Origin of the sequence: Mucilaginibacter ginsenosidivorans, assembly GCF_007971025.1 — a bacterium.
Taxonomy (GTDB): Bacteria; Bacteroidota; Bacteroidia; order Sphingobacteriales; family Sphingobacteriaceae; genus Mucilaginibacter; species Mucilaginibacter ginsenosidivorans.
The window spans coordinates 1,767,417-1,788,848 of sequence record NZ_CP042436.1 but is presented as its reverse complement, the minus strand read 5'-3'; the positions used below and the strand labels follow the sequence as shown (position 1 = coordinate 1,788,848).

Here is a 21,432-nt window from a genome sequence, read left to right as displayed (position 1 = left end):
GTTATTCCCGGTAACGGATAACTTTCGCGGGTACACCCACGGAGATGCTGTAAGGCGGAAGGTCCCGGGACACGACAGAACCGGCACCGACCACGCAGCCGTCGCCAATGGTCACCCCTCCAAGGATCTTGCAGCCCGCACCGATCCAGACGTCATGGCCGATGGTGACCGGCAGCAGGATATCCGGCTCCGAGCGGATGAGTGTTTCTTTCCCCGGGACCGTATGATTGGAAGATACAATACAGGTTTGCGCCGCGATCAGCGTATGGTCCCCGATAGTCACGCCCCCGTGGCCGTAAATGATCGTATATTCACCCAGGAAAGTATGACAGCCGATCGATATCTCGCCTCCGAAGGTACGCAGTACGGCGCCACGGCCAATCTCGCAACTTTTACCAACACGGATGCTGCCATACCGGATACCAGCAGGTGTGAGCCTTAAACTGGCTCCGCCGGCTACTTTCGAGGATAGATCGACAAAGATACCTCGCAGCTTTAACCGGATCACCCGGGCAAGGTATGGAAGAAAAAGAAGGAATTTACGAACCATTGGTCTTTTTGCCGGACTTGAGCCTGGCGCGCCGGTAAATATTAGCGAAAAACGCCCGTATATTGAAACGGACCAGGCGGGATATATCCGAATTTTCAAGGTTCTGATAAATGACCGTGAACTGATGATTATAGGGAAAATACATTCTCCTCCAGGCAAAATCATGTCTTATCCTGTTGAAATCCTGTGCTATTTCACGCAGCAGCCCGGCCGGCCGGCCATGAAAGACCTTCACCGTTTGTATGACATAGTTAGGGTAGTAAACGATGAAATTGTAAGCCGATGAAAAAATAGCGAACCTTACAGCGGAGCTGTAAAGGGTCCGGCGCAGGTGGTATTGATCCGTCTTGATCTCCGTATTCGTATCGAAGGCCGCATCCCAGTCATCGAACAGTCGAACCACTTCAGGGGTTAGGCTAAACGCGATCACCCCGGTGTTGAACTCGGGCATGGCGTTGGACATTCCCGGCATGGAAAACTCGTATCCCTCATCAGCCTGGTGGATCGCGAACTCCCGGAAATCGAGTATACTGAACAGATCGTCGAGGGGTTCAACTACATACGTGTCGGTATCCAGGAACACCGTTTTCGCGAAAGGCGTGTGGCGGATCAGTAACTTATCCCGATAGTTGAAGTACGCGCTTTTCACAATGACCTCGTCAAACAGCCCGGCAGGAAGATCATATGCTGCACGGTCAGTGATCAGGGCAATGGGGTAGCTGTTATGCACTTTACAGGAAGTCGCGGAAATGATCGCTTCTTCGACATACTTCTGACCGGTGGCAACATACAGGATGCCTTTTTCGGAGCCGGTTATTTCGACAGGTTTATTCAATGGCGATAGTTTGGGGGTTATCAACTCAGGAAAGTTTTCAGAAAAGCTTTGAACAATTCGTTCAAAGGGACCTTGTTCAATTTACCCAGCGGGTGCTGACGGAAAATTTTTATACCGTTACAATACTTATGTGTCGCGAAATAACATTTGCTCCAGAATACCTTGCCGGCCTTGCCGGTAAAAAGCCTGTCGTCAAACGCCCTCACCTGCCGGTTCCTGACCACCATGCCATACAACAGGTCCCCGGCTGCTATGAGGTGATCCGGCGTGCGCTTCCAGCGCTCCATGATCAACTTTTCAAAAAGGTGCAGTACGTTTTCGTCGCACAGCTGCGATTCGCGGACAAAATGTTTTTGCACGCTTTTGCCGGAAATACCCTGATGGTCCGCAAGGTTACTCGTTTGCCGGTCATGCAGGCGGTAGTGAAGCAGCACCTCGTCCAGGTTGTGAAATTGGGTCTTATCCCGTAACCGGAACCACATGAAATAATCCTCTGCCGGATAATATGCTGCATCGTAAAACAACTGGTATTGTTCCAGCAGCCCGCGCCGTATCAGCACAGCCGGGTGAGCCAGCGGGTTTTGAAACAGGAAAGCGATCCTGATAGCCGCATCGGAAACCGGGTAATCCCATATTTTTCCCAGTAACCCGTCGCGGATAGGCTGTACCCGGCACCCGCAAAGGCCGATCGCTGCGTGTTCCTGCAGATAACTCACCTGCTTCTCCAGACGCCCGGCCAAGGCGACGTCATCACTGTCCATGCGTGCGATATACACGCCTTTTGCGTTTTTAATACCTTCGTTCAGCCAGTGGATATAGCCCTTGTTTTCCCCGCAGTCCGTCAATTTTATCCGTTCATCTCGGTAAGACGCCAGTATGGCGCCGCTTTCATCGGTTGACCCGTCGTTAAAAATGAGGAACTCAAAATGACGGTAGGATTGATTTAGAATACTTTCTACCGCTTCGCGGAGGTATGGAGCGGAGTTGTATACCGGCATGATCACCGAGACCAGCGGTTGTTGATCTATAGCTTTATCCATTTTTCAGGAATAAGGTCATCCGGCTTAAATCCATCGGGGGGTACCTTAAACCAGTTTTTGGGTGCGATGACCACTTTTTCTTCATATCCGTTCAGCCAGGCCGCCCACCAGCTATAGGTACTGTTAGCAATGATGTGATGGCGGCAATTGCTCATCAGGTACAGATCGGCGCCATCCGGGGAACCGGCAGGTCGCTGGTCAACTATATAGCAGCCAGGTGCGCGGAAAAGCATTTGTTCCTTTACCCAAGGGGGTTCATCCGAAAAAATAAAAAAGTTCAGGCCGGCGAAGCGTTCGTTCAACAGGCGCATCGCATCTTCATAGTATTCGGCTCCGCAAACACCGTGACGCTCCCTAACCGGGACAGAGCTGATATAGTCGCCGCGGCGTACATGGACAGCCACGGATTCACAGGCCTTCAAGCGGTTTAACCAATGCACGTCCCCTGCACTTAACAGGTTTTCGCTGAACGAAAATTCTGCGCGTATCTTTGGTTCAATGTCGATAAAGTATTTTTCGCTCTGCCAGTACCCGTCCAGGTAGACAGGCGGACGGATATTTTCAAGCCTCGTGTCAAAGGCCATCACTCCTTCGCGGTAAATGCGGACCCGGCGGTTCATGATGCGCTTGAATACGCTATTGAAGCCTTTTTTCTCAAATATCCCGTCCAGCACCGCCCCGGGCGCCGTTTCAGCACTGACATGAAAAGCATCAAGGGCATAACGCCTGGGGGTGATATCGGTTGTCCCTGCGGAAGCGCTTAACGAACGCGTATCCAGGTATAATTTCGTGCCGTGACTGACCGCCAGTTTCAGGGCTGCGGCATATTGAAACATCTGGTTACCCAAACCTCCCTGAAGACGGGTCACGATCATCGTTTACGGGCATGGATGTGTATCCCATAACATAACAGTTCCCGAGAACCGCTATCGGCGCCGTCCAGGCGCTCAATCGTTTTAAGGAGTTTGTTGATGCGTATCCGCTCGCTCCGGCTAAGCGGGGAAGCAGTATATTTCTGAGCGACCGAATTCAGCCGGAGCAACTCCTGCGCGAGGTATCCAAAATAGTTGCCGTTATAGCTGAGTTCGCTCAGTTCGAAACCGTTGGCGTCCAGGTGATACTCATAGAAAAACCGGCTGAAGCCAGTGCAGAAATGATTGGGCGCAAAATGGGTCAGGCTGCAAAAAGGAGCGGTAAGGATCAGGTGCCCGCCCGGGCGAAGCAGGCGCGAAAATTCCCCGAAGACCCTGACCGGGTCAGGGATATGCTCAATCACTTCGCTGCATAATATGGCGTCAAAGGCGCCATCGGGTTCAGGGATACTGGCGATGTCACTGACGATGTCAAGCTTTCCGAAGTCCCAGCGCTCCGTTTGCAAGCCCACTTCCCCCTTGCCGTCGTATTCCCCAATGTCCTGGCTCACGTAGTGCAAATGACTGCAAAATGGACGGTAGGGCTGTTCACCTGCACCCGCGTCCAGCAGCCTGGAACCGGCAGGTACCTGCTGAAGGACATTCCTAAGCCATTCGCTTCGGTTGATTTCATTACCCAGCCCAACCGTGGTCCCCGATGTGAGTCCTGCGGCTTTTTTGATGATGTCTTTGATATTTCCCATGAATCTGGCTTAGTGATGAATCCGGATAATGTCGTCCTCGACCGCAAATTTTAAATCTTTGTCATGCTCCCTGACGAAATTTTCCAGGGCGTTCAGCGTTGGGTAGTCGTTGGTGCCGTCAAAACATCGCGCATCGTCGATCAGGATAACATGTTCTTTGACCCGGTGGGCCAGGATATGCGTCAGCTCTTTTAATACAGGCGTATTCAGTTCGCCCTTAGCCGTTACGCCTTCCGAATAATGGCCGTCGAGCCAGAAAACACATTTCTCACGGATGGCGGGCAAAATCTCTCCGATCACCTCACCCGAATCGCCCTGGCAGAGAAATACATTTTTGTCATTGCGAAACCTGTGCCGGGCAAGTTCGAACAGGTGTTTGTCAAGCTCGACCGAATAAACCTTGTCAAAGGTTTTACGGCACGCCGCCAGCGTATCCCCGTAATAGGTCCCCGTTTCCACCAATACCCCGATCTTATGTGCAGTGGCATATTCCCGGATAACATTTCGTTTATGCAACTGCGGGGGAGGGAGCGGCTTACCCGAAGCTTCCCATTGCCGAAGCTCCTGCAACCCGGCCCTTTCCGCTTTTCTCCTGAGCCACCCGGCATAAACCGGCGTACTTTTAACCAGCCTTTTTAAGAACCGCAGACTTTTACCGGAAAAGGAATGATCGGTGACCGGTTGCAGGCGCACAGGCTGGATAGGCTTCACGCCGTTATAGCGGAACCGCGGGTAGGCAGCGGCATCTGTTGCATTTTGCCCGAGTTGCGCATAATTAAGTTCGCCTGCAAGGAATGTGCTCCCGCCGTAAGACGAAATGAGGTAGACCAGGTTATTCCTCACGAAAATCTCGTCCAGCGAAGGCTCGGCAAACCGCAATTTGTCAAACTCGTTTGCCGCAACCAGGATCAAATTCGTCGCGGTGATGTGCGCCAGTTTGTAGCCCTTTTCGCGGCCCAGTTTCAGCAGGGAAAGAGCCGAGGAACCGAAATATCCCCCCTTTTCCTGGACAACCTCCATATCCGGAGGTATCGTTGGATTGTACTCAATAATAATTACCCTCGGCGTAAAGTCCCTGAGGCTTTCCAGTATGTAATAATCATCCCCGTCGATGTCGATGGAAAGCAGGTCTATCCGTGCCGGGAATTGCTGCCGGCGCAAGATATTGTCCAGGGCATCGGGCCCGCTGTCTGTCACAAAAGCAAGCAACGGCGTAACGTTCGCATGGCCTGAAGTATTGCTGACCAGCAACTTATATTTATCCGGGTCACCTTCAATAAGCAGGGTTCGCCAACCGCTTTGGTGCCACAGGTTCCAGGTATTGCCAAAATGGATGCCGTCCCAGGCTCCAAACTCGACGCAAGTCTTGTCAGTAACCCCGATCCGTTCAAATATTTCTTCAATGATGCCGTCTTCCCCGAATTGAGACCTGATGTTTTTTTCAAATTTTTTTAGACTCATGATATGGTATTTGCTGGTTTAATTGTAATCTCCATCGGGTTCAGCAATATTCCGGTTCCCGATGTCCTGATTATGCTTGGATCGAGGTCTTCTGCGCTGATCTCCGATATCTGGAGGTGCGCTGCACCTTCAAAGTACTGAACAGGTTTTTCATAAGAAGAAAGCCCCACCGAAAGGCTGTAAGTCCCGGTGGCCAATAGTAGCGAATTTTCCGTAAAAACGGCTTCATAGTCACCCGGGATGATATCGGCCGGACAGCTCCACGCCGTGCGAACGTGGTTATCCCTCGAATCGCTGATACCCAGCGCAATAATAAAATGCCGGATCGTCGCCGTAACCCGGAAGACAATACGTATCTGCCAGTACTCGCCAACGCGGACCTCCGTAACCCGGTTGCCCGCGCGGTCCTCGGTGAACAAGCGGAGCGCGAAGGCCGCGAGCGCCGCTTTATCGGCAGGCAAAGGGAAATCAAAAGCGCTCTGGCTGACGCGGCTAAGCAAGGCATAATTATCGATCACCCGCTCGACCGTATCAAACTGGCGGAGCCGGCCTTTGTCCAGGTAAAGCCCTTTTTTGCAGAATTTTTTGACAGCGCCCATATTGTGGCTGACGAACAGCACGGTACGGCCCTCCCCCCGGCTCACTTCGCTCATCTTCCCGAGGCATTTCCGCTGGAACTCCGCATCGCCCACGGCCAATACCTCATCTACGATCAGTATTTCGGATTCGAGGTGTGCAGCTACGGCAAACGCCAAACGTACATACATGCCGGATGAATAACGCTTCACCGGCGTATCGATATAGCGCTCTACACCCGCAAAACCCACTATTTCGTCAAACTTTCGCCTGATCTCCGCCTTACGCATACCCAATATGGCGCCATTCAGGAAAATATTTTCCTTACCCGTCAGTTCGGGATGGAACCCGGTACCCACCTCCAGCAAACTGGCAATACGGCCTTTTATCTTAACCGACCCGGTGGTCGGCGAGGTCACCCGGCTCAGTATTTTCAGCAGGGTACTTTTACCGGCACCGTTCCTTCCGATCACGCCTACAGCGTCCCCTTGTTCTATCTCGAAATCCAGGTCCCGGAGGCTCCATACAATATCACTCCCGCCTTTAACAGTCCGGTCGTTGCTTTCGCCGATCTTCAGGAACGGGTCCTCTTTTCCCCGAACCCGGGCCCAAAAGCGCTCCAGGTCGCGGGATATGGTCCCCGTACCGAAATCGCCCAACTGGTACGCTTTTGAAAGCTGTTCCGCTTTGATTGCCTTAGCCATTAAACTGTATCTACAAAAGTTTTTTCCACCTTGTTGAATATGACGATGCCGAGCAGCAGCATAGCCGCCGTCACCGTGGCACTATACCCCAGCAGTCCCCAACTGAATGACGCACTTCCAAAAAAGCCGTACCGGAACGTTTCGATGACCGGAGTTATCGGGTTATACCTGATCACCCAGCTATATGCAGGGTACCTGGTTACAGCGGTCGACAAAGGATAAATGACCGTCGTCGTATACATGAGCAGCGGTACACCGAATGCGATCACGAAAGCCAGGTCGCGGTATTTGGTAGTGACGGCGGAAATGATCATGCCCAGGCCAAGGCCCATTGCAGCAATCAAAACGATCAGGAGCGGAAATAGCAGGACGTAAATCGTCAGGTGGATCTCGACCCCTTTGAAGAAAGCAAAGTACAGCATCAGGACAATAAAAAGTAAGAACTGGACAGCGAAACGGATCAGGTTGGAAAATACAATGCTCAACGGCATAATAAGGCGGGGAAAGTACACTTTACCCAGCATGGCCGAGTTATCCTTGAAAACCGTGGATGTCTTCGTCAGGCATTCCGAAAAGTAGTTCCAGATGATCGTTCCGGCCAGGTAAAATAGGGGTGCAGGTACCCCTTCGGTCGAAATTCCCGCCAGATTACTGAATACCAGGGTATAAATAGCAACGGTAATGGCAGGCTGTATAAAAAACCATAAGGGGCCTAAGATCGTCTGCTTGTAAAAGGATACGAAATCCCGCCGTACCAGCAGCCACAGCAAATCCCGGTAGTGCCACGTATCCTTCAGCCTAAGGTCGAAAAGACTGTTTTGCGGGGTAATTTCAATGTCCCAGTTTTCCTCAGGCTGCAAGCTCATCAGTTATCAATTGTAAAAGGGTTTCGCGGTAATGCTTCTCGTTGAAATAGCTAAGGCAGGTTTTCTGCAACTGTTCTCTTTTTGCTACTGTCAGCGGGGTTTCCAGGTAGGTCACTATCGTCTTTTCCAGTTCGTCAAGGTCATTAACATTAATGGCCGTACCCAGTTCGCCGTTCCTGATCGCATCTACGCTGCCATCGGCATTACCGCAAATAACCGGCAGGCCGCAGGTAAGCGCCTCGATGAAGACAATGCCAAAACCCTCTTTTTTGCTGGGTAATACAAACAGGTCGGCCAGCAGGAAATAGTCTGCCAGTTCCCGCTCTTCCAGGAACCCGGTCAGGATAACATGGTCTTCCACCAGGCAGGCCTTGATCAATTCCTTAATGCGCGTTTCCTCGGCATGGTCATACGGCCCGGCCAGGATATACCGGATGCCGGGAAAACGATCTTTCAGACGGCTGACCGCTTTGATCACCTGCTCGTAACCCTTGTATTGTTCCGACGAGGCCAGGCGTGTCAGCGTAAAAAGCACCTGGTTATCCGCATGCAGGCTATACCTGTTCAGCAGGTATTCCGGTTTTTCAAATTCGTCCGGATGTTTAATAAACGGATCGACAGCGTTATTCAGGACGATACATTTTTCCGGGTCGGCGTTATGCCATTTCATCATCTGGTCGCGGGTGAACGCGCTTACGCAGATAAACTTGTCGCAATAACGGCGGACGAACAGCTTTTTTATCAGGGTGAGGGGCCGCCACACCTCGATGCCGTGGGCCACCATCCATAAACTGCATTTTGGGTTAAGCAGCTTGATGATAAAACCGATCAGGGCCAGGTTAACATGGCTCAATATCACTATATCTGCTTTGGTCGCCTTCCCCAGGGTTTCTATGCCAAGTTTTAACTTATTACGGCCGAACCCGACAAAGTTTTCGGGGGCGAGGTACTGCCGCATCAGGTCGTACCTCGAGTCATAAACCGACCAGAGCGCGAAATCCCATTGCTGCTGTTTTGACAGATGGTATAGCGAATGCGCCAGTGTCCGCGTCATCTTTTGAATGCCCCCGGTGCTGCTGAAGGTTTGCAACGAAAAAAGGACGATCTTTTCAGGCATTCATTTGTATTTGGTACAAGGCAAATATTTTCGACCAGTGCATGGTATTTTTCCCGAAATCCCTGATAATGTCTTTCGCCTTTTTACTTTGGTATAAAGTTACATTGGTTATTTCCCCGTGCGCGCGCATCCATTGCTGCAGCGGGAAAGTGAAACCCATTTTTGACCGGTCCCAAATGGCCCGCGGTAAAATATCCTTAAAGCTATCGATCAATATTTTCTTCGGTTGATTCATGTCGAACCGAATCTCCGGCGCGATGCATTCAGCCAGTTTTTTGAAATCCTCGTCCAGGAACGGTACCCGTACTTCCAGCGCGTGGCTCATCCCCATCACATCGGTATCGCGCAGCAATTGGTTTTGCATGTACAGGTTGGTTTCGAACCAGGCAGCATCCTCCTCATCGTAATTGCTGATATTAGGTAAGGGTTTGTCGTTAAATAATATATCCTCCACATTGCTCAGGTCTGTTTCCAGTATTTTGGCGATATCCATTGGGGTGTAGTGGCCCCTCAGAAGCAGGTAGTCGGCAAGGGGGTGATTGTAGGTCAGGAATGATATTTTTTTATACCTGTCGGATGTAAAATACTTCGCTGCGGCGAATGACACCCGCGGGAGCTGCCTCATTTTTTTGAGATATTTGATGCGGTTGAAGGAGGGGTATCCACCAAACAACTCATCCGCACCAACGCCTGACAATACCGCCTTTAAGCCATCTTCATGGGCATATTTGCTGATAAACCAGGTATTGATACCATCGGTGGTTGGCATATCCATATCCTCGATGATCTGTGGCAGAAATTCTTCGAAATCCTGCTGCTTCACCAGGTGGGCAAATTTTTCACCTTCAATTTTCTGCAATATCAGGCTTTGGTACATCCGCTCGTCGTAAGCCTTTTCATCAAAAAAAATGGATATGGTTTTTAGCCGGGCATGCTTCTCCTGGTTGGCAAGCAAGGTGATTAAACTCGAATCGGTGCCGCCGCTCAGGAATACGCCGATTGGGGCATCTGCTATCAATTGCCGGTCCACGGCAAAGTTGAGCGCGTTGTGGATCAACCCGTGGGCCTCATCCAAATCAGTAATGATCGTTTTATGGTTCGCTACATGGTAGGAGTGGATCTCGTAAGTGCCTTTTTGATGGTGCCAGCATAAAAACTCACCTTTATGCAAGCTAAAAACACCCTTAAGTGTCGTATAGGGTTCTGGAATATGGCCGTACGCCAGGAAACGCACCTTCCAGTTGCTATCGGGTTCTGTCGCTATGCCTGCCTTTTTAAGGGCCTTGACCTCCGACGCAAAGCTTAAGTCACCATCGTCAATGTAATAATATAATGGCTTCACACCCGAACTATCCCTAACCAGGTAAGTAAGTTCCTTTTCCGTATCGTATAAACCAAAAGCGAAGATACCCCTTAACCTGGAGAAAGAAGCCATTCCCCAATGGATATAGGCCTGAATAATGACCTCGGTATCCGTATTGGAGTGGAATTTGGCGCCAAGGCCCGCCAGCTGTTCCTTCAGGTCGATGTAGTTATATATCTCGCCGTTAAAGGTTATCCAAATTTTTTGCTGCACATCGGCCATGGGCTGATGCCCGTTCGGGCTTAGGTCAATAATGGAAAGCCGGCGGTGGCCGAAAACAAGCCCCGCTTTATCATCCGAATAAATGCCCTCATCGTCGGGGCCGCCATGCGCCAGCGCCTGGCACATAAGGGTAACTTTTTCACGCAGTTCGGCCGTTGTCAGCCTTTTAGATATCATTCCCGCAATACGGCACATAGTAGAGGTGTATTCAAAGCTTCGCCCGGTAAGTCACACGGTTGATGTATAACTTATTAATTTACAGCATTTTATAAATTTTCAAAAAATGCCTTTTGTTAATATATAACGGTCTTAAATTAAGTCAAAAAATAGCATTAGCCCCGTATAAAACTTATTCACATTAGGGTGCAGAATGTTAAAATCTGCCGATTAAGGAAGCCGCAATATGTATGATGATCGAACAGCCAAGGCCTTCAAGGCGCAGTGCCAGCAGCTTTTGCGAACGGTAGGATATGATCTCGCCGGTCATTCCTTTTAAGGGCCCTGCTTTGATAACGATCTTTTCTCCCGGAAGCAGGTTTTCCTCGGTGATTTCCAGTTCCGCCGGGCTGGCCATTAACAATTTAAGGTCCCGGATCTGACTGTCGGGCATGAAGGCAATTTTCCCCCCGAAGTAAATGAAGCGGACGACGCCCCTGGTCATCAGTACTTCGGCCTGGTCGCGGTCTGAAATGTGAACAAATAAATAGGATTTGATCAATGGTTCCTCCACCCATTTCTTCCTGTCGCTCCATTGTTTTACCTGCCGCCTCAGCGGCAGGTAGGTCTCGATACCCTTCTCCGACAAGGCTTGGCAGGCCTTTTTTTCAGCCCGCGGATGGGTATAAACCGGGTACCATTTATGGGATGCTGCCTTCGATTTTATCTTATCCATTTATTTTAACCACCGCCTGATATCCCACCACTTAAACTTTTTCTTGTCCACATAATAATCAGAGCCCTCGTAGCCGCTGTAATCCGAATAATAGTAATAATGCGACCCGGTATACTCCCCGGTAAACTTGGTCGTGTAGTAGCGCGAGTGCAGCAGATCCTCGGCAAAAGCATTCAGGATGATCACCGTGTTATCCAGGTGATATTCATTGGCTATGCGCTGGGGAACCGTAGCCGCATAATATTTGGACTTGCCCGAGCGGATCACAAAAATATTGATATCGCTCATCCGGATAAGCGGTATCGAGTCCGAAACCAGGCCGATCGGAGCGGTATCGATCATGATGATATCATACCGCTTTTTCAGCTCGGTTATCAGTTCCTTCATGCGCTTGCTGTGCAGCAATTCCGAGGGGTTGGGCGGTACAGGGCCCGACAACAGGATATCCAGGTTAGGCTGGCTGGTATTACGGATCACATCGTCAACCGTGCACTGGTTCGCCAGGAAATTGCTCAACCCGACGTCGTTGGGCAGGTGAAATGTTTTATGCAGCCTGGAACGCCTCAGGTCGGCGGCTATCAGGATGATCTTTTTATCGATCAGGGACAGCGTGCTCGACAAATTCACGGCAATGAACGACTTGCCCTCGCCCGCGATCTCCGAGGTGATACAAATGATCTTGCTCGACTTTTCCGAGGCAATAAAATTGAGGTTAGTGCGGACAGAGCGCACCGATTCCGCAAAAATAGATTTCGGCCGGCTAACCGCCAGGATCTGGGTATTGTCCTCGTCGATCTCGTCAGGGAACTTCCGGATCACCCCGATAATAGGGATGGTCGTCAGGCTTTCAACGGTTTCCTTGTCATAGATATATGGATTCAGTACCCTGATCAGGATGATCAATCCCAGGCCGATCGCGACCCCGGCGATCAGCGCGGTGCGGTGAATGGTGTGTTCATCCGGGGACACCGGGCTGAAGTTGGCCTCGGCGGGCTCGATAACGGTAGCCCCTGGTAATATCGCCGAGCGGCTGATCTGCGCATCCAGCCGCTTTTCGGACAGAAACGAGTATACTTTATCGTTGATCTCGAAGTCCCGTTTCAGGCTGATCAGGTCACGTTCCGCTGCAGGCAGCGTTGCGATCTTTTGATTGACCTTTACAGCCTGCGCGTCCAGGTAGTCTATGTTTTTATTGATACGAGTACTGGTACCCTCGATATTGTTCAGCGCTGCGTTCTTGATCTGCAGGATCTGCCGGTCGATATCCCTGATGACCTGCGAATTCGCGTTATAGGTTTTCAGCAGCGTACTTTTTTCATTGAGCAGGTTATCCAGGTTTTGTACGAGACTACCCAGCAAGGGGTCGATCACACCCTCGAGATTCAGGTTCAGGCTGACATTGTCCTTCTCTTTCATGATCTGATCCCGCAGCTGGTCGATAGCGATGAGTTGGATCTTGAGCAAGGAACGCTGGGACTCCAGGTCCTTGATCTTGCTGAACTCCAGGTCGGTCGCTGATGTAACATCCATGATCTTCGAGTTCTTCTTAAACTTCTCGATCGATTTCTCAGAGCCTTGTACTTCATTTGACAGCAACTCAAGCTGGTTATCAATGAAGCGGATCATATTCGTCGCTGACTGGGTCTTCAGATTTTTGTCATAGGAAAGATATTCCCTCATGATCGCGTTCAGCATGTCAGCAGCGAACTGGGGGTTCGAATCCGTTTCCTGCAGCGAGATAATATTAGAGTTTTTTACTATTTCGCTGGTCCGGAGCCCTCCTTTCACCCGTCCGATAAAATCCTCCGGCACATTAAATTTAAACATGAAAATGGTATTCTTCGCCAGTTCCCCGGGTTTTTGAATGCTAAAAGAGGTGTTTGCAATAGTTATCGGACTGTCATAGTTAAAAACGTGATTTACGGGCTTGCCGGCCAGCTTATAGCTCAGGCCGAACGAAGATGAGGAGACCGGCTTAAAAGAGATAATGTCCCGGAAGAAGTTTGTACTGTCGAATTTTAGCAAGTGGATATTCAGTAATTTCTGCGGGTAAACGTCGCTTGTGCGCACACGACCCGATATAAAAAAAGTAATCCGGTAGTCGATATCCCTGATCGCGTTCAGGATGAGCGTGCGGCTTTGTAACACAAATATTTCGCTTTGTATTTTCGACGGCCCCCGGTCATTATTGTTGATGATCCCGACCAGGTCCGAAAACTCTGACTTCTTTTCCTCGATCTTGAGCGTCGCGGTTGTAGCGTATGTTTTCGGGGTATACCACAGGTAAATATAGGAGATCAGCGTGCAGATCAGCACTGAAGCCGCTATCCAGTACCAGCGGCTCAGGAGGATTTTGGCAATTTTGTAATAATCCACCTCCTGGTTCGGCAGTTTCCGGGTTATCTTCTGGGTTTCTTCCATTAGCGGCGGATAAGCGTATAAATGATCAGGGCGGTATTCAGGATGATCAGCGCAGGCGAAAGCGTCGTTGTTACATTTTGTAACTGATCATTTTTGACCGCCCGTTTGTTCTGCGCAATATAAATAATATCATTATTCTGGAGGATAATCCTCGGATCCGCCAGCGTTTTCAGGTTGCTGAGGTCCACCGTGGTCACTTCGGGCTTAGAAGGGTCGCCCCGGATGATCTTGATCGTTTTTTCATCTGCCTTTTCCGTCAGGCCGCCAGCCTCACCGATCATCTCGACCAGACTGGTCCTGTCTTTCACCAGGGGAAAATTCCCCTGTGCCTTTATTTCACCGAGGATGGTCACCTTCAGGTTAACGATCCTCAGGTCGATGATCGGGTCCTTCAATACATCCTTGCGATAAAGACCCTCTATCTTAGCGGCGGCTTCTGCCCGGGTCAGACCGGCGACCGGGACATGCCCGATGAGGGGCAACGCGACCGTGCCGTCGTCCTCGACCTTATAAGTCTGGCCCGTTCCCGCAATCGTGCCTCCGCCGGTATTTCCACCGGCCGACGACACCGCCGAAGGGGTCTGGTCAACGATATATTGCGCATTCTGTAAATTTCTAACCTGCAGTATATCCTGTGAACGGATATGATAATCGCTTGTACCCGAGCCGGCTGCGTAAGCATGGCGGGCGGTGTCCGCGGTCGCGGGCATCTGCTGAAACAAGACCTGCTGCTGTTTATAGGAGCAGGAACTGATGATCAAAATTCCAAAAAGTAACAGGGTAGTAGCAAGGGCGGTATAAAATCGCATACACAATCGAACTGCCGTTTTGTTTAGTTTTACGCAGTATTTCCAAAATTACATATTTTGTGCAGATTAAAAATGTATTTTCCCTGAAATGCAAAATTTAAAGATATCGGTTGTAACGGTAGTATTTGACGCTCAAAATACCATAGAAAAATGCCTCGGCTCTGTAGCGAGGCAAAAATTCAACAATATCGAGCATATTGTTATCGACGGCGGATCGACCGATAATACCGTTCATATCATCAAAAAATACAGCAATAGCGTACACATTTTCGTATCTGAACCCGACGAAGGTATCTATGACGCTATGAACAAGGGAATTAAGTTGGCGACAGGAGACATTATTGGCGCATTAAATGCAGATGATTAATTGGCAAACGATGAAGTGTTGAACGACATTGCTGCGGCATTTGCCAGCCAGGAAACCGACGTTTTGTATGGCGACCTCGATTTTATAGATCCGGACGGGAATATCGTTCGGAAGTGGAGACCGGGAGCGTACAAATACGGTAAGTTTAACTGGGGCTGGATGCCTCCGCACCCTACATTTTATTGCAAGCGAACGTTGTTTGAAAGATTGGGTGGTTACAGGCTTGACTACGGTAGCGCTGCCGATTACGAACTCATGCTGCGATTTATTCATGTCGGAAGAGCACGCGTGTCCTATCTTCGAAAGGTTATCGTGAAAATGTATATCGGCGGGGTGAGTAACAAAAATTTAAGTAACCGTCTGCAAGCTGCGCGTTTCGATGTAAAAGCTATGCAAACCAATGGAATTTTGTTTCCGTACATAGCATTGATATTTAAGCCTTTGCGTAAATTAATTCAATTTTTTTAACATCTGTTAATAACTACCGGTTGTCTGCCTGATCATTCTATGGCTATTTTCCGCCATTGATGTATCCATGACAGAACTTCTACATTCGTACTATCTCGTTTATTACCCGGTCATCGTAGCTTTTTCGGTTTTAATAACCTCACTGGCCATCCCCTCAATTATTCACGTTGCCCGCGCAAGGCACCTGTATGACGATCTTGGCCATTTCAGAAAGCAGCACGACCATGGTATTCCACGTTTAGGCGGTGTAGCAATTTTCGTGAGCTTTACTATTACTTCGCTGCTTTTTAGCATGACTGACAAGTCGCTCCCCATAAATTACCTGCTAACGGCCTGTATCATCCTGTTCGCCATGGGCTTAAAGGACGATCTTTCCGGTGTAAATTCACGCACAAAATTCCTGATACAATTCGTGGTAGCGGCTATATTGGTTTTATTTGGCGATATCCGCCTTACAGGTATGTATGGGGTGTTTGGCATCCACGCGCTTCCTTACTGGCCAAGTGCTGCGTTGTCTGTTATGACCATTATACTTATAGTTAATGCCTTCAACCTGATCGACGGGATCGACGGCCTGGCAGCGACTACCGGCATTGTGGCCAATGGTTGTTTTGCCTTGTTGTTCATCTATACACACCAGTACCAGCTTGCTGCAGTTTCGCTGGCAATGGTAGGCGCCATAATTGGATTTCTGAAATTTAACATTACCCCGGCTAAGATATTTATGGGGGATACCGGATCATTGCTCATTGGGCTTATATCCGTAGTAATGGCTATCAAATTTATCGAGCTAAATAAGTTTACGAGTGCCAATACACCTGAAATTTACTCGGCTCCGGCGTTAGCCCTGGCTATACTGATAGGGCCGATATTTGATACTTTAAGGATCTTTATTTTACGCATTTCTACCGGAGTATCGCCTTTTACTGCCGACCGCAACCACATCCATCACCGCATGCTGAAACTTGGTTTCAACCACCTGCAAACTACGCTGATATTGGCGGGCCTTAATGTGCTTTGCATTGGTATGGTGATCTTTTTCCAGAGTTACGGCAACACAGTTTTGATCGGCTTGATACTGGTTGTTTGCCTGCTATTTAACTGGACGATCACTTTCCTGATTCGCTCGAGAGAACGCGAAAGCCTGGCCCTGCGCAACTTTTTTGGGTAAACCAAAAATACGCCCGCCGCCAAAAAAAACAACCCGCACAAGAGGGCCATCAGCGGACATATTCAACCCCCCTGCGGCGATGCGAAGCGTCCCGCGACCCGCTTCCCTTTCGAATTTTTCCCGCCAAAAACCTGCGTACCTGTCGTTGATCAGACCCTCCGGTACGCCGCCCGCCAAACCAGCGATCCCACAGCGCAAGAATTGCAAACACACCGGCGGGCAACCAGCCTGCCAACCGTTCCGGTTTCCCATCCATTGAGCTGTTCTTCGTTGCCCTCCCAATTAATTAATTTTTGCACAAACAATCCGCGCACCCATTAGTTAACTATTAAGCAATATCACTACCGGTATTAATTAACAATACCGGTCAGCGAAGCCGTTCCACATTAAATCAAACCCGTGATATGAGCCGGAAATTTACCATAGCCGCTGTCCTCCTCATCCTAACGTCCGGCTGCAACAAGACCAGCCAAAGCCCCGCACCGGATACGTTCCAACCAGCCACCGGCGAATTCAGCCTTGCCCAGATCAAAACCTGGTATGCAGCACAGGAATCCGGTTCCAACGGAACCCAAACAACGCAGGCCGCCGGCCAGGCCAGCCACTGGCGCATGCCCGCCCTTGACCTCAACCATGCCGAAAAAGTCACCCGGAAAAATACCCATTGGTGGGTCCTCGCCCTCCCCGGCAGGCCCCAATTCCAGGGCTTCCCCCAGGGATACCGAAAACTCGCCTTTTTCAAAGACACCGTGACCGGCGCCATCAAAATGAACATCCTCGAGATCATTCCCGACGCCCTGTACATCCAGCGCAAACAACGCGCAGCCACCCGCGACTTCACCGGCCGCGTCTTTATCTTCGACCAGGACTACCGCTTACAGCGCGGCCTTGTTTTTCAAAAGGGCACCATCACCGGCAAGATCCGCCCCCGAGACACCGGCACTACACAGCACCAGGATCTCCAAACCGACGCCACCACCGTCATCCGGGACTGCGAATGGCACGACGCTAATTACGTCGACGGGGATAACGGCCCCGTTATCTACTCCGAGCTCGTTTGCGACTACACCATCATCGACGATGGCGATACCGGCGACACCGGCATCGGCGGCAGCACCGGGCCCGATTACCTCGGCAGCGGAGGCGGCGGAGGAGGTACCGCCGCAGATGCACCACCCCCATCTAACCTCCCCGGCGAAGACGACCCGAAGATCGACCCCAAAAAATATATGGATTGCTTTGGCACCGTCCCTGACGCCGGCGCCAAGACTACCGTAACCGTCTACGTACAGGAACCCTGGCCCGGCACCACCTTCAACCTCGGCCCCAACAGCGTCGGGCACACCTGCATCGGCCTCACCAAGACCAACGGCAACACCAGCATCACCCAAACCGTCGGGTATTACCCCGACGCCAGCGGCTTTGCCAAGATGCACGCACCGAGTAAGGTCTTGGACAATGGGGGTGATTTAAATTACAACGTTAGTATGACCTACTCTGTCAGCACGGCGCAGTTCCAGCAAATTGTTAATTATATTGCCAATCCCCCCGCTACTTATGACTTGACAGAATTTAATTGCACGAATTTTGTTTATAATGCATGCAAAGCCGGTAATATTACTTTACCGAATCCGTATAATACCGTCGGGCCATCCGGGCCGGGGGGCTCAGAAGTCGCAATGACGCCAGCCGGATTAGGCGACAGCATAGATGCCCTAAAGAACAATCCCAATGTCAATCATACAGGGGGGACAACTCCTAATAGCAAAGGGTCATGTAATTAGAAATTATGAAAAGAAAGCTTTTGATCATAGTAACGGTAATTATACTGTTAAGCAATTTACCTTTCTGGGATTTCTTTCTTTTAGAAAACTATACTTACAGTAATATAGACGGAACCTTTTTGTATAGCGAGGAAGCGAATAAGGGAAAATCATTTTCTATGTGTGAAAGAAAATATGGCGTCTTCCTCTGCCAGCACCCCGATAAAGATCGCGGTGACAATCGCCTTTACCGGACTTTTACCATCAAACCCTGGCGTTTCTGGCAATGGAGACAGTTCATTTTTCACAGCGAGCGGTTCACCCTGCCCTACCTTGAACCACCTAAAGATACAAATAAGCCGTAAACAAAGCACGGAATCTTAAACCCAATTCCTTCATCGGACCCGGGATGAATTGAAGGCGATTAACGACACACCGGCTTACATTGGCAAGGTGGAATAATCCGGAAAAAGTCAGGCTTTGCGCTGCTCGCTGATCAACTGCGCCAGGGCATCCAGATGCCCCTTAAAAGCCAGTTTACCCTTGCTGGTCGCTTCATAGCTGGTGTTCGTCTTGCGCCCTGAAAAACGCTTGTTCACCAAGATGTATTCCTCGCGCTCCAAGCCTTTTAGGTGAGAAGCCAGGTTACCGTCGGTGACCTGCAGCAAGTCCTTCAGCGAATTGAAATCGTAATGCTCGTTCGCCACCAGCACACTCATGATCTGCAGCCTCACCCGGTTCTCAAAAGCCTTATCGAGTTTATCAAAAGGTATCTTCACCGATCGTATTTTAAATAAATGCGCGCACCGTAAATAATATGCAGTACCCCAAAACCAAGAATCCAGAACAACAGGCCATAGCCGGGAAAGTAAGCGGCAATTAACCCTAACAGGAGTTCGCACAAGCCCAGGTATTTGATATCCGCAAACGTAAAGTTGCCCGCGCTGAAGAGCGCAAGCCCGTAAAATATAAGTGACGCTGCCGGTACGATGGCATAATGATGATACAGCAGCATGATCAGGATAAGCACCCCACCCGTCAGCAGCGGCACCGCCAGGTGATACAGCAGCGCACGGCTGACCAAACCCCACATGGGCTGGCCCTTGCGTTTGGCCTGGCGGTTGCTTAAAAACAAAGCCGTAGCGACAGCAGCCACCAGGACAATCAGCGCTATCCAAACCAACTGCAGGACCAATCCCGATGGGGCGCTCCCCCAGCCGCCCGCCATCCCCTCTACCTGCAAAGAAGAAACCGCCTCCGGATGGAGCAACCAAGGCTGGGCGTAAACAACCACGCCCGCACCCGCCAGCGCATAAACGCCAGCCAATATGCCCGACAAGCCGCTGAGAGAAATAAATTTCGAGGACCGTTCCATGATGCGGCGTATCGACGCCAGTTCATCCTGCAGCTCTGTTTTTTTCATTGAAAAGCACTTTTATTTTCAAAGTTACTAACAACGGATCGCTTTTCCAAAACATACCTCTCTTTAAAGTACCGGTTGATCAAGCCAAAAAGAAACAGCGGCTCCCCAACCCAGGACCCGCTGCCAGCAATTTAAATTGATTCCAAAAGAACGGACTGTTGCACTCCCGGCGTTAACCCGGCGCATCGAAACCCCCGCTGAAAAACTCAGCCGGCGTCACCCCAAGGCTCCCAATCACCCGCACAACGCTATTTTGCCAATAGCCATCAATCGGCCTTTTTCGCCCCCGCGTGCTCCAGGCGATCGACCCGCTGCTTCAGTTCCTCCACCTGTTTGTCTTTTTCGATCAGGTAAAGCGTCAGCTCTTCCACCTTTTTCAGTAATTTTTCATTCATCGCGCCGAGGTCCTGGCCATTTTTACTGACCTCCGCAGCCGAAGGCATTTCCGGCAGTCGGTGATTCGACCGCACGAATGCTGCCAAGTCGGGGAGCGGAGTTAACCTGTAATTCACGTCGAACACATAGTCGGGCCAGTATTGCAGTTCCTTTACCGTCACCGACGTCGCAATCGTTTTCCCGTTAACCGCGAACTGGAAGCCCGCCGGTACCGCTGTACCGCCGATGGCCAGCTTGTCGTTGAACGTTTTGTTACCCGCGATGGTCTCGTTGCCGGCCAGGTGTACCACCATCGCATCATTCGATGGCGTAAAAGCAAGCAGCGGTTGGTAAGTTGCCCCCGCGCTCGCCTTCAGGTACCGCGTATCGCCCAGCGGGAAAAAATTAGCCACCGTCTGCAGTTTAGCCGTATCATTGGAAAACGTGATTGTGCCCGCCGAATTAGCCACCAGCAGCCCCGTGGCCGTACTGCCCGACAGCGTCTTTGCTTCCATTCCTGCCGCGGAGCCGTTCGCCCCCACCACCTGGTTCGCGGTCAATGCGGTACCGTTTAAATAGAATAGTCCATTATCGGCCATCGCCAGCCGTTCGTTGTAGCCGGCAGCGTTCACCTGGCTGGAAAATACCAGCCGCGAGGTAACCGGGCTGGTCCCGCTGACCGGCTTCACCTCCTCGATCCAGTCCACAAACTGCGAAGCCGAGCCCGTATAAGCCGAGCCCGTAAAGCGAAGTCGCGGGGAATACTGCACCGGAATGCCTGACGTCCCGGTTGAATTATTTCGCATAATGAGCCCGTCGGTCGAGCTGTTCCCGATCGAATTGATCGTACCCTGGTACATCCCCGCCAGCACGCTGCCGATCGAAGCCCCGTTCACGCCAACCGTAAGCGCGCCATTCGTTCCCAATTGCAGGTTCGTTCCCCAGGCCGCGCCGTTGACCGACGACTGGATAAACAGGTTGCCAACCGGCGAGCCACCCTGTACCGGCAGTGTGTACATCCGGAAATCCACCGACTGCGATGAGCCGGCCGTCGTCCCCCAGCCCGGCGACCGGAAATGCAGCGACGGCGAAATCTGCTGCGCATTATTCGCCGCAGCCGTCGTATTCTGCAGGATCAATGCATCAGCCGTCGTCGTTCCCAGCGAATTCTGCTGCAGGGCCTGCTGCTTCAGCCACGTATAGAATTTACCGGTATCCAGCGTTGCAGAGACATTAGACGAACCGTTGAAACTTCCGCCGGTAAGGCCGCGGCCAAGGGTAAGCGTACTTTGCGCGCAGGCAGTAGAGATCACTCCGAAGAGCGAAAAAAGCAGGACAAGGTTTTTCATGCTATATCAAATTGTAATAAAGGTGGCGTAGTCATCTCCCGGCAG

At 50.7% G+C, this 21,432-nt stretch carries 21 protein-coding genes; 5 read left to right on the top strand and 16 right to left on the bottom strand.

Annotated features, from left to right (window positions below; translation table 11 throughout):
* Position 1 precedes the first annotated feature (1 nt).
* The 13 genes from FRZ54_RS24880 to FRZ54_RS08105 form a co-directional block, all read right to left on the bottom strand.
* Entirely contained in the window at positions 2-550 is a 549-nt protein-coding gene (locus tag FRZ54_RS24880) for an acyltransferase (RefSeq protein ID WP_147031142.1), read from the bottom strand.
* Positions 540-1,385: a hypothetical protein gene (locus FRZ54_RS08160; protein WP_147031141.1), complete on the bottom strand. Its 846-nt coding sequence runs from the start codon at positions 1,383-1,385 to the stop codon at positions 540-542. Before FRZ54_RS08160 ends, FRZ54_RS24880 begins: the two co-directional genes overlap by 11 nt.
* A gap of 20 nt (positions 1,386-1,405) precedes the next feature.
* A complete protein-coding gene (locus FRZ54_RS08155; RefSeq protein WP_147031140.1) occupies positions 1,406-2,425 on the bottom strand; it encodes a glycosyltransferase family 2 protein in 1,020 nt (339 codons plus the stop codon).
* Entirely contained in the window at positions 2,410-3,300 is an 891-nt protein-coding gene (locus FRZ54_RS08150) for an alpha-1,2-fucosyltransferase (RefSeq protein ID WP_147031139.1), read from the bottom strand. The genes FRZ54_RS08155 and FRZ54_RS08150 overlap by 16 nt, the downstream gene beginning before the upstream one ends.
* The gene (locus FRZ54_RS08145) at positions 3,297-4,040 is read right to left on the bottom strand and encodes a class I SAM-dependent methyltransferase (RefSeq protein ID WP_147031138.1); all 744 of its coding nucleotides are present in this window, start codon (positions 4,038-4,040) and stop codon (positions 3,297-3,299) included. Before FRZ54_RS08145 ends, FRZ54_RS08150 begins: the two co-directional genes overlap by 4 nt.
* Positions 4,041-4,049: 9 nt before the next feature.
* A complete protein-coding gene (locus FRZ54_RS08140) occupies positions 4,050-5,501 on the bottom strand; it encodes an FkbM family methyltransferase (protein ID WP_147031137.1) in 1,452 nt (483 codons plus the stop codon).
* Complete coding sequence (locus FRZ54_RS08135) at positions 5,498-6,781, bottom strand: ABC transporter ATP-binding protein (RefSeq protein WP_147031136.1); 1,284 nt, start codon at positions 6,779-6,781, stop codon at positions 5,498-5,500. Before FRZ54_RS08135 ends, FRZ54_RS08140 begins: the two co-directional genes overlap by 4 nt.
* Positions 6,781-7,647 (bottom strand): ABC transporter permease, encoded by an 867-nt coding sequence (locus FRZ54_RS08130; RefSeq protein WP_147031135.1) that lies wholly within the window; start codon positions 7,645-7,647, stop codon positions 6,781-6,783. The genes FRZ54_RS08135 and FRZ54_RS08130 overlap by 1 nt, the downstream gene beginning before the upstream one ends.
* Complete coding sequence (locus FRZ54_RS08125; protein WP_147031134.1) at positions 7,631-8,764, bottom strand: glycosyltransferase family 4 protein; 1,134 nt, start codon at positions 8,762-8,764, stop codon at positions 7,631-7,633. The genes FRZ54_RS08130 and FRZ54_RS08125 overlap by 17 nt, the downstream gene beginning before the upstream one ends.
* Complete coding sequence (asnB, locus tag FRZ54_RS08120) at positions 8,757-10,544, bottom strand: asparagine synthase (glutamine-hydrolyzing) (RefSeq protein ID WP_147031133.1); 1,788 nt, start codon at positions 10,542-10,544, stop codon at positions 8,757-8,759. The genes FRZ54_RS08125 and asnB overlap by 8 nt, the downstream gene beginning before the upstream one ends.
* A 178-nt stretch (positions 10,545-10,722) precedes the next feature.
* Positions 10,723-11,241, bottom strand: coding sequence for a UpxY family transcription antiterminator (locus FRZ54_RS08115; RefSeq protein ID WP_147031132.1), 519 nt, complete (start codon positions 11,239-11,241; stop codon positions 10,723-10,725).
* Entirely contained in the window at positions 11,242-13,662 is a 2,421-nt protein-coding gene (locus FRZ54_RS08110) for a GumC family protein (protein WP_147031131.1), read from the bottom strand.
* Positions 13,662-14,471, bottom strand: a complete 810-nt coding sequence (locus FRZ54_RS08105; RefSeq protein WP_147031130.1) for a polysaccharide biosynthesis/export family protein — start codon at positions 14,469-14,471, stop codon at positions 13,662-13,664. Before FRZ54_RS08105 ends, FRZ54_RS08110 begins: the two co-directional genes overlap by 1 nt.
* A gap of 88 nt (positions 14,472-14,559) precedes the next feature.
* Between FRZ54_RS08105 and FRZ54_RS24645 the strand changes: the two genes are divergently transcribed.
* The 5 genes from FRZ54_RS24645 to FRZ54_RS08085 all read left to right on the top strand — a co-directional run bounded on the left by FRZ54_RS24645 (position 14,560) and on the right by FRZ54_RS08085 (position 18,605).
* Entirely contained in the window at positions 14,560-14,838 is a 279-nt protein-coding gene (locus FRZ54_RS24645; protein WP_228462656.1) for a glycosyltransferase, read from the top strand.
* On the top strand, positions 14,839-15,306 hold the full coding sequence (locus FRZ54_RS24640) for a glycosyltransferase family protein (RefSeq protein WP_228462655.1): 468 nt from the start codon (positions 14,839-14,841) through the stop codon (positions 15,304-15,306). It begins immediately after the preceding gene.
* A 67-nt stretch (positions 15,307-15,373) separates the two neighbouring features.
* On the top strand, positions 15,374-16,477 hold the full coding sequence (locus tag FRZ54_RS08095; RefSeq protein WP_147031129.1) for an MraY family glycosyltransferase: 1,104 nt from the start codon (positions 15,374-15,376) through the stop codon (positions 16,475-16,477).
* Positions 16,478-16,881: 404 nt separating this feature from the next.
* Complete coding sequence (locus FRZ54_RS08090) at positions 16,882-18,261, top strand: hypothetical protein (RefSeq protein WP_147031128.1); 1,380 nt, start codon at positions 16,882-16,884, stop codon at positions 18,259-18,261.
* Between the two features lie 5 nt (positions 18,262-18,266).
* Positions 18,267-18,605 carry a hypothetical protein gene (locus FRZ54_RS08085; protein WP_147031127.1) on the top strand — a complete coding sequence of 113 codons (339 nt, stop codon included), beginning with the start codon at positions 18,267-18,269 and terminating at the stop codon, positions 18,603-18,605.
* A gap of 108 nt (positions 18,606-18,713) precedes the next feature.
* Here the strand turns inward: FRZ54_RS08085 and FRZ54_RS08080 are convergent, their stop codons facing one another.
* The 3 genes from FRZ54_RS08080 to FRZ54_RS08070 form a co-directional block, all read right to left on the bottom strand.
* A complete protein-coding gene (locus FRZ54_RS08080; RefSeq protein ID WP_147031126.1) occupies positions 18,714-19,019 on the bottom strand; it encodes a winged helix-turn-helix domain-containing protein in 306 nt (101 codons plus the stop codon).
* Positions 19,016-19,663, bottom strand: coding sequence for a hypothetical protein (locus tag FRZ54_RS08075; RefSeq protein WP_147031125.1), 648 nt, complete (start codon positions 19,661-19,663; stop codon positions 19,016-19,018). Before FRZ54_RS08075 ends, FRZ54_RS08080 begins: the two co-directional genes overlap by 4 nt.
* A gap of 266 nt (positions 19,664-19,929) precedes the next feature.
* Complete coding sequence (locus FRZ54_RS08070) at positions 19,930-21,387, bottom strand: hypothetical protein (protein WP_147031124.1); 1,458 nt, start codon at positions 21,385-21,387, stop codon at positions 19,930-19,932.
* Between the last annotated feature and the right edge of the window lie 45 nt (positions 21,388-21,432).